Genomic DNA, 13,359 nt, shown 5'->3' on the forward strand with positions numbered 1-13,359 from the left:
CGCCATGCTTACCTGATCATTAACCATTCCTTAGATGATTTCCGCCAATTCCGATGATAGAAGTTAGCCTATCGGGGGGCATTGCATGCCGGAAATCGACCAGAATGTGGATGTCGCCATCATCGGCGCGGGTCCGGCAGGCCTGACTGCGGCCTATTTGCTCACCAAAAAGGGCTATTCGGTCACTGTTATCGAGAAGGACCCCCGCTATGTCGGCGGGATCAGCCGGACTGTTGAACTGAACGGCTTCCGCTTCGACATTGGCGGCCACCGCTTCTTTTCCAAGTCGAAAGAGGTGGTCGATCTCTGGAATGAGATCCTGCCCAATGATTTCATCCAGCGCCCCCGGATGAGCCGCATCTATTATGAGGGCAAATTCTACAGCTATCCGCTGCGTGCCTTTGAAGCGTTGTGGAACCTTGGCGTGTGGCGATCGACGCTATGCATGGCGAGTTTCGCGAAGGCCAGGCTGCGGCCGAACCGCAATGTCCGATCCTTTCAGGATTGGACGGTGAATGCGTTCGGGCACAAGCTGTTCTCCATCTTCTTCAAAACCTATACCGAAAAGGTCTGGGGCATGCCCTGCAACGAGATGTCGGCTGATTGGGCGGCGCAGCGGATCAAGGGCCTTTCGCTCTGGGGCGCGGTAAAGGATGGGCTGAAACGCTCGATGGGTCTCAACAAGCGGCCCAATGATGGCATGGCGGCCAAGACCCTGCTCGAAAGCTTCCGCTATCCACGCCTTGGCCCCGGCATGATGTGGGAAGCGGCACGGGACTTCGTCGTCAAGGGCGGCAACAAGGTGCTGATGGCGCATAGCCTCAAGCAGCTGTCGCACGACCAAGGCACCGGCCAATGGCAGATGGTCGCTCAGGGTCCCGGGGGCGAAGTGTTGCTGAAGGCGCGTCATGTTATCAGTTCCGCACCGATGCGTGAGCTGGCGGGCCGCATTCATCCTTTGCCCGCGACGCTCGGCAATGCGATGGAGCTTAAGTATCGCGACTTCCTGACCGTCGCGCTGATGATCAAGTCGGAGGACCTGTTTCCCGACAACTGGATCTACATCCATGATTCGAAGGTTCAGGTCGGCCGCATCCAGAATTTCCGCAGCTGGTCTCCGGAAATGGTGCCCGATCCGTCGCTCGCCTGCGTCGGGCTTGAATATTTCTGCTTTGAGGGCGACGGCCTGTGGTCATCGAACGACGATGCCCTGGTCGAGCTCGCCAAGCGCGAAATGGCGATACTGGGGCTGTGTGATCCTGCCGATGTGGTGGGGGGAGCAGTTGTCCGTCAGGAGAAGGCCTATCCCGTCTATGACGATGATTATGCCGCCAATGTGCTGAAGATGCGAACGGAACTCGAGCAGCTCTACCCGACGCTGCATCTGGTCGGCCGTAACGGCATGCACCGCTATAATAATCAGGATCATGCGATGATGACCGCCATGCTGACGGTGCGGAACATCGAAGCTGGCGAGCGGCAGTTCGACATCTGGGCGGTCAACGAGGATGCCGAATATCATGAGGCTGGCGAGGAAGGCGAAGAAGCCATCGGGCAGAATGCGGCGCTGGGGAGCGTGCGGCGGGTGCCCGGCCGCCTGAAGGCCGCGTAACCGGCAGTCATGGCATTGATGAACCTTGGCCATCTGAGCAGCGCCCTCACCGTCCGCTTCACCTTAGTCCGCTATTTGCTGGCGAGCCTTTGCGCGCTTTGCGGCGACATGCTGCTGTTCCTGACGCTGCTGCGGTTCGATGTGCCGCCTACGATGGCGGGGGCCATCGGCTATGCATCGGGCCTGCTGTTGCACTGGCTGATCAGTGTTCGTTTCGTTTTTCCTTCGGCTGTCGGCCCGACGAACCGGCAGCGTCTGGGCTTTGCGGTCAGCGCCGTGGTGGGTATCGCCGTGACATCCAGTCTTATCAGTGTTCTGGGAGCCGCCGGAATGGCTCCGGCGCTTGCGAAGCTGTTCGCCATCCCCGCCAGCTTTCTATCTGTATATGCGATCCGGAAATATGGCGTCTTCGCCGCTCGCTAAGATCCGCACGGGATTTACCCGCGACATTGGGGGGACAACCACCCCTAGTGCCCGCTGGCTCATCCTTGCCTGGATTTGCTGTTCCATCATTCTGTTGTGGCTGGCCCGCGACCAGCTAGACATTTTGGGCTTTCGTGATCCGGACGACGCAATGCGCCTTCAGCAGGTGCGCGACTGGCTCGGCGGCCAGGCCTTTCTGGATGTCAGTCAGCATCGGGTGAACCCGCCCTTTGGCGGACCCATGCATTGGTCGCGGATCGTCGATATGCCGATCGCGGCGATAATCCTGCTGTTGCAGCCGATCCTGGGCAGCCACCTGGCCGAAGTGATCGCCTGCTCGACGGTTCCACTGCTGTCGTTGGGTGCGCTGGCATGGGCACTGCATGTTGCCGTTGTTCGTATTGCGGGCAAACCGGCGGCGATGCTGGCGCCGGTGCTTATGCTGACGACGCCGACCATCCTTGTGCAGTTCGGGCCGCTGCGGATCGATCACCATGGCTGGCAGATCCTGATGGCGACGATCGCGCTTGCCGGTGCCATGGATATAAGGCCTGCACGCGGCGGCGTGGTCGCAGGCACGGCCATGGCCGTGTGGCTACAGATTTCGAGCGAAGGACTGCCCTATGCCGCCCTGTTCGCGGCTGTATTGGCGCTGCGGCAGTGGCGAGATCGAGATGAGACGCCCCGTTTTGTAGCCTACGCGCTGACTCTGGGCAGTGCCGCGCTGCTGCTGCTGGCTGTCCTGCGCGGCATGGCGCCGCTGGCGCACGCACAATGCGATGCCCTTTCGGCGGCCTATATCTGGCCATTGATCGCCTTTGCGATCGTAACGCCGATTGTCTTCCGCATCGCCGCCCCCGTTTCCGCGACTGGACGGTTCGCCGCCGCAGGAACGGGCGCATTGGCCGCCGCTGCGCTGTTCATCATCACTGGCAAGTCTTGCCTGACCGGCGATCCTTTCCAGTCGCTGGGACCCGTCGCTTATAAACTCTGGTATTTGCATGTCATGGAAGGCCGCCCGATCTGGGAACAGGGCCGTTCGATGATGGGGCTCATCCTGCTGCCTCCGCTCGCGGGACTGGCCGGGTCGATCATGGCGGCGCGAGTTGCCGATACGGCCAAGGCGCGCGATCGCTGGCTGGCTGTGGCGCTTCTTCTGACCGGGGCGACACTGGTCGCCATGCTCGTGATGCGGGCGATGTCGGTCGCCCATGTACTGGCGCTGCCGGGGATGGCCTGGTTGATGTTGAGGCTATTCCGCCGTGCGCAGCAGAAAACTGCGACGATCCCGAGGGTGTTCGCGTCCTCGGCGGTCGCCTTGCTCACCCCGGCCGCCTTGTGCGCGCTCTGGATCGCAGCGACGGCGAGCGCGGAGAAAGAGGAGAAATCGCCCACGCCTGCAGGTGAATGCCGGACTGCCGCCGCGTTGAGCCCATTGCGGCAGTTGCCCCGATCGACGCTGTTTGCTCCCCTGGACATCGGCCCCGATATCTTGATCCGCACCCCCCACGACGTAATCGGCACGGCGCATCACCGGAATGCGGCCGGAATCACGGCGGTGGTCGAGGGCTTTACCGCGCCGCCAGCAAAGGCGCGGGCTATTCTGACGGCTTTGAATAGTGGCAGGGGACCAGACTATCTGGTGACTTGTCCCAGCCTAAATGAGTTCAGACATTATGCTCAGGAACATCCGGGCAGCCTGGCAATGATTTTGGACAAGGGTGGACATCCCGACTGGTTGAAGCCCGTCAGGCTTCAGGGGATGACGTCCTTGCGTGTCTACAGGATCATGCCGCCGAAAAACTGAGCGCCACGCCGTTCATGCAATAGCGTTTCCCGGTGGGCGGCGGTCCATCATCGAAAACATGGCCGAGGTGACCTCCGCATCGGGTGCAATGAACCTCGATCCTTGGATAAAGCAGGGACAGGTCTCGCGATGTGCCCGTGGCACGGGGCAAGGGCGCCCAGAAGCTCGGCCAGCCTGTGCCGCTGTCGAATTTGGTCTTTGAACTGAACAGTGCCTGGTCGCAACCCGCGCATTTGAAGGTGCCCGCGCGATGTTCCTTGTTCAACGGACTGGTGAAGGGATGTTCGGTGGCCTGCTTGCGCAGCACATTATAGGCAAGCGGGCTGAGGCGCTTGCGCCATTCAGCATCGGTCAGGGTAAAGGGATAAGCGGCGGCAGCCTCTTCCATGCCCAATCGCCAGAAGGCGAGAGCGGCTACCGCACAGGCGCCACTTTTGAGAAGATCCCGCCGTGTCATCCCGTCTACCTAACCAACCGAGGCTGAGCGCCGCCTGAACCATTTCCGGCTGCTGCCATGGCCTGATTTCAGCACATGCCTACGGAACAGCCAAACGCCCAGACGGATGATTGCGGCGACCCAAATGGCCTGCCAGACGATCGCAAGAATATGGGGCCATAGCGCTGCGTCCTGAGCCGCCCGCGCGATCATCGCGAATGGCGAGGAGAAGGGGAAGGTGATCGCGCCAATCTCTGGAGCGGAGCCCATATGATCAACCGCATAGGTCGCGAAAAAGAAGACGCCCATCTGTGCCATGGTGACCGGCATGTTGAGCGTCTGCACCTCCCGCACGGTTGCGGCCTGCGCGCCGATGCCCAGGAATAACGAGCCCAGCAAGGCGTAGGCCATGGTGAAATAGACGCCGCCAAGCAGCAGGAACATGGGCCATCCAACCGCAGGAGTAGGCGGCGCGATGTCCGGCCCCGCGAAAATCCGGATGCCCAGCACGACCCCCGCCCCCCAGAAGCCGATGCCGACGAAGCTCATCCCCAGCATGGCGATAAGCTTGCCCAGGAAAACGGAGTCGATCGGGACGGCAGCGGCGAGGATTTCGATCACCTTGTTGGTTTTTTCCTCCACAAGATTGGAAAGAACCATGCCCGCGAGGAGCATGGTGAGCAGGAATATCAGGACTTGCGCGGCCCGGCCCGTCAACAGTCGCGATTGCGCTTCCGCGCCCGCGCTGGCTGTAACAAGCTGCTTCTCGATCCGGACGTGGGGTAGCTGTTCGCCAGCGACGGCCGCGCTTGCGAGCAGGCTGATATCGCCTTCCAGCATGGCGAGATCGTCGGCTTTGCCGGTGAGCACAGGATGGGTGATCGTGCCCGACACGATGGCGATGAAGCGGGCGTCGGGCCGCATAAGCAAGGCGCGCGGCACTCCCTTAGGCGCGCGTTGCAGGCGAGGGAGGTTGTCCGCCCCCAATCGGGCGGCCAGAACGTCATGGGCACGTTCCATGCGCACCGCATCTTCCTTCGCCATGGCGATGCCGACGGTGGGACGCAGGCTTTCAGTCGTGATCTTTTCACCCAAGCCGCCAAACGCCATGCCGATCACGACCGGGAACAAGGGGCCGAGCAGGAACAGGATGAAGGTCTTTGAGAAGATAACGGCGGAAAAATCGCGGCGGGCGATGACCAGAGCCGCGCGCAGAACTTCGCTCATCACGCGGGCTCCTCTTCCGCATCCTGCATCTGCTGGGCCGCGGCGGCACCCGCGATGGAGACGAACGCGTCATGCAGGCCGGGCCGTTCGATCGAGAGACTTTCGATGCCCGCCTGCCCGTCGAGCAAAGCACGAAGTAGCGGCTCGATCCCCTCATCCGGCAGATCAAAATGCCATGCGCCATCGGCCGCCAGCGTTTCAGCAGGCAAGGCACGGCGCCAGCTGCCATCACTCGCGCGGGTCCGCAGGCGAATCTGCGGGCGTAGCTTGTCACGCGCCTCACCCACCGATCCTTCGAACCTGATGCGCCCGCCCGCGACGATGGCGATGCGTTCACAGAGGCGTTCGGCGTGCGCGATGACATGGGTGGAAAAGAGGATGGTGACGCCCCGCCGAGCCTGATCGCGGATCAGTAGCTCCAGCTTGCCCTGATTGATCGCGTCGAGCCCGGAGAAAGGTTCGTCGAGAACTATCAGCCGAGGCTCGTGGACGATCGTGCCGAATAGCTGAACGGTCTGCGCCATGCCCTTGGACAGTTGACGGATCGGCTTGTCGATCGAACTGCCCATGCCATGTTCGGCCAGCATCTCGCGTGCGCGCTGCCGCCCTGTTTTTAGCGGCAGCCCGCGCAATGCGCCCATGAACGCGATCGCTTCCGCCGCCTTCATCGAGGGATAGAGGCCCCGCTCCTCGGGCAGATAGCCGATGGCCCGCGCCTGACGCAGCGGGACATCATCCCCCAGCAGTCGGCGAGAACCCTCGTCGGGATCGATGATGCCGAGCAGCGTGCGGAGCAAGGTCGTCTTGCCCGCTCCGTTAGGCCCGAGAATGCCGTAAATGGAGCCCGTGGGAACGGCGAGGTCGATGCCATCGACTGCCCGGAATTTGCCGAATGTCTTGACAAGAGCATGGCCTTCGACGGCATAGGCCGAAGGGGGAGCCGGATTGTTACGGATCATCCACTCCTGATAGTCGCACAGCATGCCAACGCAAACCGAAACCTTGGAACAGCGCCTGAAGGCGCAAGCGCAGCGGCTGGGGTTTGCCGCATGTGCCATCGCGCGCGCGGACGCCGCGCCCGAGGCCGGGCGGCGCTTACGCAAATGGCTGGACGATGGCTGTCATGGCGAGATGCTGTGGATGGAGGAGCGCGCGGAGCAGCGCGGCTCACCCAGCGCGCTGTGGCCCGACGTACGCAGCGTCATCATGCTGGGGATGAGCTATGCCCCGGGCCGCGACCCGCTGACGCTGGCAGAGGAAGGGGATCGTGGACGCATTTCCGTGTACGCACAGGGGCGCGACTATCATGACGTCGTGAAAAAAGGACTGAAGAGCCTTGCTCGCTGGCTGGTCGAGGAGCAGGCGAGCGCCCTCAAGGTCTTCGTGGACACCGCGCCGGTGATGGAAAAGCCGCTGGCGGCGGCGGCCGGTCTGGGCTGGCAGGGGAAGCACAGCAATCTCGTCAGCCGCGCGCACGGCAGCTGGCTGTTCCTGGGCGCGATCTATAGCGAACTGGCCCTGGAACCCGACCTGCCCGAAGTGGATCATTGCGGCAGTTGCACGGCCTGCCAGTCGGCCTGCCCTACCGATGCTTTTCCTGCCCCCTATGTCGTGGATGCGCGGCGTTGCATCTCTTACCTTACGATCGAGCATAAGGGGCCGATCCCGCCCGAGTTTCGCGAGAAGATCGGCAATCGCATCTACGGCTGCGACGATTGTCTGGCGGTGTGTCCGTGGAACAAGTTCGCTGATGCGGCAGCGGCAAACCGGGCGTTTCTCGGACGGGCCGAACTGGCTGCGCCTGAACTTGGCGACCTGCTGGCTTTGGACGATGCGGGGTTTCGGGAGGTTTTCTCAGGGTCGCCGATCAAGCGGATCGGGCGCAACCGGATGGTCCGCAACGCGGCCATAGCGGCGGGTAACAGTAGCGACCCTCGTCTTTTGGCGCGATTGCACCCATTGCTGATTGATGACGATCCCGTGGTGGCGGAAGCGGCGGCGTGGGCCGTGGAGCGGCTGTCCGCGCCCTGACCTATCGCCGAAGCGCTGAAGCGCAGGCGCCCGGATCTGTATCGGCCCCGGCGGGGGTGCGAGCATCGACATGGGTGACAACAGGCTCCTTGCCGCGAGCCGGCGCGTAAAGATAGGCGTCCAGAACGCAGCGCCCGTTAGCGAACTGGAGCTTACGCATGGTGCTTTCCCGGATATCAAGCCGCGGCGTACCGAATTGCTGGACGAGGTGGCGCACGTCCATTCCCATGAGCGGACCCGATTTCATGAAGGCGCTGGCGGGCGGCCCAGATGGAGACGGGCGCATCGGCGCTGGCGGCACAATCGACCCGCCGCAAGCCGCCAATGGCAGCGCAAGCAAGACCGAAAAGATATGTTGGGGGGCTTTCATCGTGACTTGTTCCGGACGCCATGCAGCATGTGCACCGCCATAGCCGCGCTCCAAACAGGCGCAAGCAAGTTGATGAAGGGGATGAGGAACATAAGCGCCGAGACGAGACCCATGAGCCACCGGCCGAGGCGAGGGATCGGCGGGAGCCCCGGATGCCGCTGTTCCACCATATCGCTGAGGTCGCGACCCAGGAGATAGGCGTTAAGCGCCAGGAAAAGCAGGACCGTGCCGACGCCGGTGACCAGAAGAAGGAGGTAGACCGGCAGCGCCACCAAGTTCCAGCCAGCCGTGCGGGCGGCCGAAGCGAGGGCAAGCCGCAAGCTAGGCGCGAAGCCCAAGGGCCGCGCGGCGGCTGCGGCGGCGGGATAGCTGTCCCGTTCGACCGCAGCCACGATGTCGTCGGCGAACAGGTTCATGACTGCTATGGCGATGGTCCGGAAGAGCAGCCATGCAAGCGCGACCAGGCTCATAGCCATTACGGCGGCTTCCGCTAGGCCACCACCACTCCAGCCGAAATATGCGCGCGTTGCGTGGACTGCTGTCCAAAGACCTAGTCCCGCCATCGCAAAGATCAGCAGCGTCAGCATGAGCGTCTTGGCCAACAGGCGCAGAGCAGCCCGATGGAAGATGACGGGAAAGGCACGAAGGGCGGCGGCGATCACCATTAGGCACGCTATTCCGCGCTCTGCACGCATGGTCAATCTGCAACATTGCACGCAGCAGCGCGGCTCGATAGACACGGCGCGATTTTGAGCCTTTGAGTAAGGATATCGCGTGACCGCTGCTGCTGCCCCCTCGCTAGATGTTGTCGCGATCGGCAATGCCATTGTCGACGTCCTTGCCCCTAGCGATGACGCGTTCCTTGCCGAACATGCGCTGACCAAGGGCGGGATGCAGCTGATCGACGCGGAGACGGCCGAGGCGCTCTATGCCGATATGGGCGCGGGTAAAGAGGTCAGCGGCGGATCAGCGGCGAACACGCTGGCTGGCCTCGCGGCACTGGGCAAGCGCTGCGCCTTCATCGGGCAAGTGCGCGACGACCAGTTGGGCGACGTGTTCACCCATGACGTACGCGCCCTCGGTATCCGCTATGACACGCCAGCGGTGGGGGGCGAGGTGCCCACCGCGCGCTGCCTGATCCTGGTGACGCCCGACGCTCAACGCACGATGAACACCTTTCTGGGCGCGTCGCAGTTTCTGCCGGAATCAGCGCTCGACCTCGACCTGATCCGTTCAGCCTCGATCCTCTATCTGGAAGGCTATCTGTGGGATCCTGAACAGCCGCGTGCTGCCATGCGTGCCGCCATCGACGCCGCGAAGGGGGCGGGCCGCAAGGTGGCCTTCACGCTGTCCGATGGCTTCGTCATTGAACGCCATCGGGACGATTTCGTGCAACTCATCGATCAGGGGTTGATCGACATCCTCTTTTCCAACGAGCATGAAATTCAGTCGCTGGCGCAGATCGATGATTTTGACAAAGCTGTGGCGTCATTCGCCGGACGCGTGCCAGTGCTGATATCGACGCGCAGCGAAAAGGGCGCGATCGCTGTGGTGGACGGCGTTCGCTACGAGGTGCCTGCGGCGCCTGTTGCGCAGGTGATCGACACCACGGGTGCAGGCGACCTGTTCGCCGCAGGATTCCTTGCCGGTCATATCGAGGAACTGGACGTGCATCACTGCCTCGAACTGGGCGCAGCAGCCGCAGCCGAAGTGATTTCCCATTGGGGCGCGCGGCCCGAGCAGGATCTGAAGATGATCCGGGCGAAGCTGGGGCGGTAAGACCGCGGAACGCTCATCCGCATCGGCCGGGAAGATCCAAGCCGCCTAAGCTCTGCTTAGGTCAGGCGGCCTTCTGGCGCCGGAACAAGGCCCGGTCATCGGGGCCGAAGCCCCATCGCCAAATGACAAAGCCGTAGACCGCCAAAATCGTCCCCACACCGAAAACAAGTTCGATCCATTCCAGTGCGGGCGGCAGAGCGACGAAGGCGGCGCCCACGATGCAGGCAGCGCCACATGCGCTGAGCAATGGCCAGCGCCAGGCATTTACCTTGGCCTTCAGCAGATGTGACAAAAGGCGCGCCTTCACCAGCGCGCCAACCCCCAGCGCGATGGTGAGCGCGAGAGCCGGTGCCGCTGCTATCGCCATTGGAGGCAAATGAAATCGGCGCGCAAGCAATATGAGTCCGAAACTGAGCGCGGCCTGCAATCCGATCATGAACAGCGAAATCATCAGGTTGCGGTGGCGAGCGATATATACCAGCGCGGATTCGCTGACTACGGCAGTGGCCGCGACGACCTCCGCCAGCAGGAGAAAGGCCAGCGCTCCGGTGCCGCCAACGAAATGCGGCCCGACTAGCCCCATCACCGCCTCACCGGGGATGCCCAGCGCAAGGGCGATACCGGCCTGCGCGGCGATGATCCAGAAGCCCACCTGGCTGACCTGCCGCGCAATGGCGGCAAGATTGCCCTCGGCAAGGTTGCGGGTAATGACCGGCCCCAGAATGGGATCGAAGCTGGTTTTCAGCTTTTGCGGCAATGAGGCGACCTGCTGCGCCACATAATATACGCCGACAATCGCGGGGCTGACGAACAGGCCCAGAATGGCGAGGTCAAGGCGACGCGATCCCCATTCCACGCCATCGGCGGCGGCGAGCGGCAAATTGCGGCGCGCGAGACGCCAAAGCCTGCCGAAGTCGGGGCGCCATCCATAGGGTATGCCATAGTGGCGGGTCATGGGGATGATGGAAGCGACGAACGCCGCAATCATGGAAACGACGTAGGAGAGGATCAGGCCATCGCGCGTGGAATAAAAGGCGAAGGCGAAAGCGCCGATGCTGATAGCCCAGGGTTCTATAATGGACCTGGCACGAACTGTTGCCCCTATGTCAAAACGATAAGCACAGGCGGCGAGTGCAACGTCTGACCCTGCAACGGCTATCACGATAAGCGCCAGCAAGCGGTCAAGGCCATTGATGCCGCTGTTTGGGAACATCGCTTGAGGGAAGGCAACCAGTATGCAGCTGCCCAACGAGGCGGCGATCAGCGTCACGAGCATCGCGTCCGTGACGACATGGCCGTGCGGACGCTCGGTTTGAGCCAGCGCGCCAGCCAGACCGCGCTTCAGCCCCAGCGTCGCCAGTTGCGCGATGAATTCAACGACAAGGACAGCATAGGCGAAACGGCCTAGCGCATCGGCACCATACCAGCGGCCAGCGATGAAAAGGAAAGGGAGGCGAGCAGCCAGGCGCAGAAGAAAGCCGAAAATGTTCGTCCGGCCACCTCTGGCAAGCGCCGCGATGTCATCCTGTTGCGCGGAGGAAGCCTGCTCAGTCGGCAAAGAAAGTGGATCCCCCTGTCGCGTCATATTCTCTGTTGCCGAACGGTAAACAATAAATGATCGAAGGGCGACGGATTATTCGGGACGCAGCGGACGCGCGAGCAGCGCGTCGATGACTTCGCCCAGAGGCGCAGCGTCTTCCAGCAAGGCACAGACAGCTTCGACCACCGGCATTTCAACGGATGCCGCGCGCGCGGCCTCGCACAGCACTGGCGCGGTAAAGGCGCCTTCGGCAACGGTGCGGCGATTGGCGAGCAGTTCGGCAGCCGATCGTCCTTCGCCCAGCCCCTTGCCTAGCGAGAAATTGCGCGAGTTGGTCGAGGAGCAGGTGAGAACCAGGTCGCCCAAACCCGAAAGGCCCGAGAGCGTTTCCGCGCGGGCGCCGCGCGCGAGGCCGAAACGCGTCATTTCCGCAAAGCCTCGGCTGATGAGCGATGCGCGAGCATTCAGGCCGAGCCCCGCCCCTTCTGCAACGCCGCAAGCGATGGCGAGCACATTCTTGACGGCCCCGCCAATCTCCGCGCCTACGATGTCATCGGAGAGGTAGGGACGAAAGGCGGGGCGGGCGACACGCGCCGCGATACGCCCGGCAAGCTGGGCATCATCGCAAGCCAAGGTGACGGCGGTAGGCAGTCCCCGCGCGACCTCATGGGCGAAGGTCGGGCCTGACAAAACGCCGATCGGCGAACTGGGCTGGGCCTGCTTGGCGACTTCCGACATCAGCAGGCCGGAGCCAGCTTCGATCCCCTTCGAACACAGGATGAGCGGGATACCGGCAGGGAGTCCCGCCACGACAGCGCGCAGGTGCTGGGCCGGGCTAACGATCAACAGCAGTTCCCGGTCAGCCATGTCCGCCATGTCCCCCGTCGCCTGCACGGCTGGATTGAGGGGAATCCCGGGAAGATAAAGGGGATTGAGATGATCCTGATTGACGGCGCTGACGACGTCCGGTTCAAGCGCCCACAAACGGACATCCTCGCCTTGCGACGAAAGGGTTTGCGCAAGGGCCGTGCCCCAGGCGCCCGCTCCTATGACACCCGCCTTCATGCCTTCACTCCTGCCCCGCGCGCTTTTTCGGCATCCGGATCCAGCGGCCAGCGCGGCCGGGCTGGAACGGTAAGATCATCGACGAGCCCGGCTGCATAGCGTTCAGCCCCGGCCCAGGCGATCATCGCGGCATTGTCCGTGCAAAGCCAAAGCGGTGGCGCGACAAAGGGAAGATCATGCCGCGCAGCGAGTGCCTGAAGCCCTGCGCGGATCGACTGGTTGGCGGCAACGCCACCCGCAACGACCAAAGCGGTTATCCCGTCCAGCGCGACAAGCTGCTTTTCAGTCCGATCAACGAGGCAATCTATCACTGCCTGCTGGAAGCTCGCAGCAATGTCTTCGGTCGAATATTGTCCCGATTGCGCGGCGCGCATTACCGCGCTCTTGAGCCCGGCAAAGGAGAAATGCGGCTCGGCCGTTCCGACCAGCGGACGCGGCAGGGGGACGGCCTTAGGATTGCCGCTTGCCGCAGCCCGCTCGACCGCCGGACCTCCGGGGTAGCCCAGGCCAAGCAGCTTGGCGGTCTTGTCAAAAGCCTCGCCACTGGCATCATCGATCGTGGTGGCAAGGCGGGCATAGTCACCGGGTCCACGGACATGGAGCAACTGACAATGTCCGCCGGAAACTAGCAAAAGGAGATAAGGAAATTGCAGCGACGGATCGGCAAGCCGGGGCGACAGCGCATGGCCTTCGAGATGATTGACGGCGACCAACGGCTTGTTGACGGCATGGGCGAGCGCCTTGCCAGTCACCAGACCGACCATCACGCCGCCGATCAATCCGGGGCCTGCGGTCGCGGCGATCACGTCAACCTGATCCAGGGTCAAATCTGCGTCGGCAAGTGCCGCTTCGATCAGGGGAGCCAATGCCTCGACATGGGCGCGGGCGGCTATCTCAGGCACAACGCCGCCATAGGGGCGGTGCGCCTCCTCCTGCGTGGCAAGACGGTGGGCGAGTATCTTCCCATCAGCCGTCACCAACGCTGCCGCAGTTTCGTCGCAGCTAGATTCCAGGCCGAGGATGATCGTCATTGCTGCTTCCATCTAATGGCCACGGATATTAGAGCAAG

General features: G+C 62.7%; 13 protein-coding genes. 5 read left to right on the forward strand and 8 right to left on the reverse strand.

The window, feature by feature from the left end; genetic code table 11:
- Nucleotides 1-85: 85 nt before the first annotated feature.
- From ACYU81_RS06820 to ACYU81_RS06830, 3 genes are read left to right on the forward strand one after another with little or no spacing between them, the layout of a single operon-like run.
- Entirely contained in the window at nt 86-1,612 is a 1,527-nt protein-coding gene (locus tag ACYU81_RS06820; protein WP_460986962.1) for an NAD(P)/FAD-dependent oxidoreductase, read from the forward strand.
- A gap of 9 nt (nt 1,613-1,621) precedes the next feature.
- A complete protein-coding gene (locus ACYU81_RS06825) occupies nt 1,622-2,035 on the forward strand; it encodes a GtrA family protein (RefSeq protein WP_460986963.1) in 414 nt (137 codons plus the stop codon).
- Nucleotides 1,998-3,842, forward strand: a complete 1,845-nt coding sequence (locus ACYU81_RS06830) for a hypothetical protein (RefSeq protein ID WP_460986964.1) — start codon at nt 1,998-2,000, stop codon at nt 3,840-3,842. Before ACYU81_RS06825 ends, ACYU81_RS06830 begins: the two co-directional genes overlap by 38 nt.
- On the opposite strand, the gene msrB is transcribed toward ACYU81_RS06830, so the two are convergent.
- The 3 genes from msrB to ACYU81_RS06845 are packed head-to-tail and all read right to left on the reverse strand — an operon-like array spanning nt 3,823 to nt 6,464.
- Nucleotides 3,823-4,299 carry a peptide-methionine (R)-S-oxide reductase MsrB gene (msrB, locus tag ACYU81_RS06835; RefSeq protein WP_460986965.1) on the reverse strand — a complete coding sequence of 159 codons (477 nt, stop codon included), beginning with the start codon at nt 4,297-4,299 and terminating at the stop codon, nt 3,823-3,825. The two genes, ACYU81_RS06830 and msrB, sit on opposite strands and share 20 nt — an antisense overlap.
- 9 nt (nt 4,300-4,308) lie before the next feature.
- Nucleotides 4,309-5,505, reverse strand: coding sequence for an ABC transporter permease (locus tag ACYU81_RS06840; RefSeq protein ID WP_460986966.1), 1,197 nt, complete (start codon nt 5,503-5,505; stop codon nt 4,309-4,311).
- On the reverse strand, nt 5,505-6,464 hold the full coding sequence (locus ACYU81_RS06845; protein WP_460988131.1) for an ABC transporter ATP-binding protein: 960 nt from the start codon (nt 6,462-6,464) through the stop codon (nt 5,505-5,507). The genes ACYU81_RS06840 and ACYU81_RS06845 overlap by 1 nt, the downstream gene beginning before the upstream one ends.
- 22 nt (nt 6,465-6,486) lie before the next feature.
- On the opposite strand from ACYU81_RS06845, the gene queG reads away from it, so the two are divergent.
- Entirely contained in the window at nt 6,487-7,536 is a 1,050-nt protein-coding gene (gene queG, locus ACYU81_RS06850) for a tRNA epoxyqueuosine(34) reductase QueG (RefSeq protein WP_460986967.1), read from the forward strand.
- 1 nt (nt 7,537) lies between these two features.
- Here queG and ACYU81_RS06855 read toward each other — a convergent pair whose 3' ends face one another.
- Both ACYU81_RS06855 and ACYU81_RS06860 read right to left on the reverse strand, forming a co-directional pair.
- A complete protein-coding gene (locus ACYU81_RS06855) occupies nt 7,538-7,906 on the reverse strand; it encodes a hypothetical protein (protein WP_460986968.1) in 369 nt (122 codons plus the stop codon).
- Nucleotides 7,903-8,571, reverse strand: coding sequence for an EI24 domain-containing protein (locus ACYU81_RS06860; RefSeq protein WP_460986969.1), 669 nt, complete (start codon nt 8,569-8,571; stop codon nt 7,903-7,905). Before ACYU81_RS06860 ends, ACYU81_RS06855 begins: the two co-directional genes overlap by 4 nt.
- A gap of 109 nt (nt 8,572-8,680) precedes the next feature.
- Here ACYU81_RS06860 and ACYU81_RS06865 point away from each other — a divergent pair, with 109 nt between their 5' ends.
- The gene (locus ACYU81_RS06865) at nt 8,681-9,685 is read left to right on the forward strand and encodes an adenosine kinase (protein ID WP_460986970.1); all 1,005 of its coding nucleotides are present in this window, start codon (nt 8,681-8,683) and stop codon (nt 9,683-9,685) included.
- A 61-nt stretch (nt 9,686-9,746) separates the two neighbouring features.
- On the opposite strand, the gene ACYU81_RS06870 is transcribed toward ACYU81_RS06865, so the two are convergent.
- From ACYU81_RS06870 to tsaD, 3 genes are read right to left on the reverse strand one after another with little or no spacing between them, the layout of a single operon-like run.
- Nucleotides 9,747-11,270 carry a lipopolysaccharide biosynthesis protein gene (locus ACYU81_RS06870; protein ID WP_460986971.1) on the reverse strand — a complete coding sequence of 508 codons (1,524 nt, stop codon included), beginning with the start codon at nt 11,268-11,270 and terminating at the stop codon, nt 9,747-9,749.
- A 48-nt stretch (nt 11,271-11,318) separates the two neighbouring features.
- Nucleotides 11,319-12,290 (reverse strand): NAD(P)H-dependent glycerol-3-phosphate dehydrogenase, encoded by a 972-nt coding sequence (locus ACYU81_RS06875; protein ID WP_460986972.1) that lies wholly within the window; start codon nt 12,288-12,290, stop codon nt 11,319-11,321.
- The gene (gene tsaD, locus ACYU81_RS06880) at nt 12,287-13,321 is read right to left on the reverse strand and encodes a tRNA (adenosine(37)-N6)-threonylcarbamoyltransferase complex transferase subunit TsaD (RefSeq protein ID WP_460986973.1); all 1,035 of its coding nucleotides are present in this window, start codon (nt 13,319-13,321) and stop codon (nt 12,287-12,289) included. Before tsaD ends, ACYU81_RS06875 begins: the two co-directional genes overlap by 4 nt.
- Between the last annotated feature and the right edge of the window lie 38 nt (nt 13,322-13,359).

The sequence above is a fragment of the Sphingobium sp. TomTYG75 genome, assembly GCF_054771635.1.

Bases quoted from the DNA above. Each gene is read 5' to 3' on its own strand.
- ACYU81_RS06855 (WP_460986968.1), bottom strand. From the start codon at position 7,906: ATGAAAGCCCCCCAACATATCTTTTCGGTCTTGCTTGCGCTGCCATTG.
- ACYU81_RS06875 (WP_460986972.1), bottom strand. From the start codon at position 12,290: ATGAAGGCGGGTGTCATAGGAGCGGGCGCCTGGGGCACGGCCCTTGCG.
- tsaD (WP_460986973.1), bottom strand. From the start codon at position 13,321: ATGACGATCATCCTCGGCCTGGAATCTAGCTGCGACGAAACTGCGGCA.
- ACYU81_RS06860 (WP_460986969.1), bottom strand. From the start codon at position 8,571: ATGGTGATCGCCGCCGCCCTTCGTGCCTTTCCCGTCATCTTCCATCGG.
- ACYU81_RS06825 (WP_460986963.1), top strand. From the start codon at position 1,622: ATGGCATTGATGAACCTTGGCCATCTGAGCAGCGCCCTCACCGTCCGC.
- ACYU81_RS06830 (WP_460986964.1), top strand. From the start codon at position 1,998: ATGCGATCCGGAAATATGGCGTCTTCGCCGCTCGCTAAGATCCGCACG.
- ACYU81_RS06845 (WP_460988131.1), bottom strand. From the start codon at position 6,464: ATGATCCGTAACAATCCGGCTCCCCCTTCGGCCTATGCCGTCGAAGGC.
- msrB (WP_460986965.1), bottom strand. From the start codon at position 4,299: ATGACACGGCGGGATCTTCTCAAAAGTGGCGCCTGTGCGGTAGCCGCT.
- ACYU81_RS06870 (WP_460986971.1), bottom strand. From the start codon at position 11,270: ATGACGCGACAGGGGGATCCACTTTCTTTGCCGACTGAGCAGGCTTCC.
- queG (WP_460986967.1), top strand. From the start codon at position 6,487: ATGCCAACGCAAACCGAAACCTTGGAACAGCGCCTGAAGGCGCAAGCG.
- ACYU81_RS06840 (WP_460986966.1), bottom strand. From the start codon at position 5,505: ATGAGCGAAGTTCTGCGCGCGGCTCTGGTCATCGCCCGCCGCGATTTT.
- ACYU81_RS06820 (WP_460986962.1), top strand. From the start codon at position 86: ATGCCGGAAATCGACCAGAATGTGGATGTCGCCATCATCGGCGCGGGT.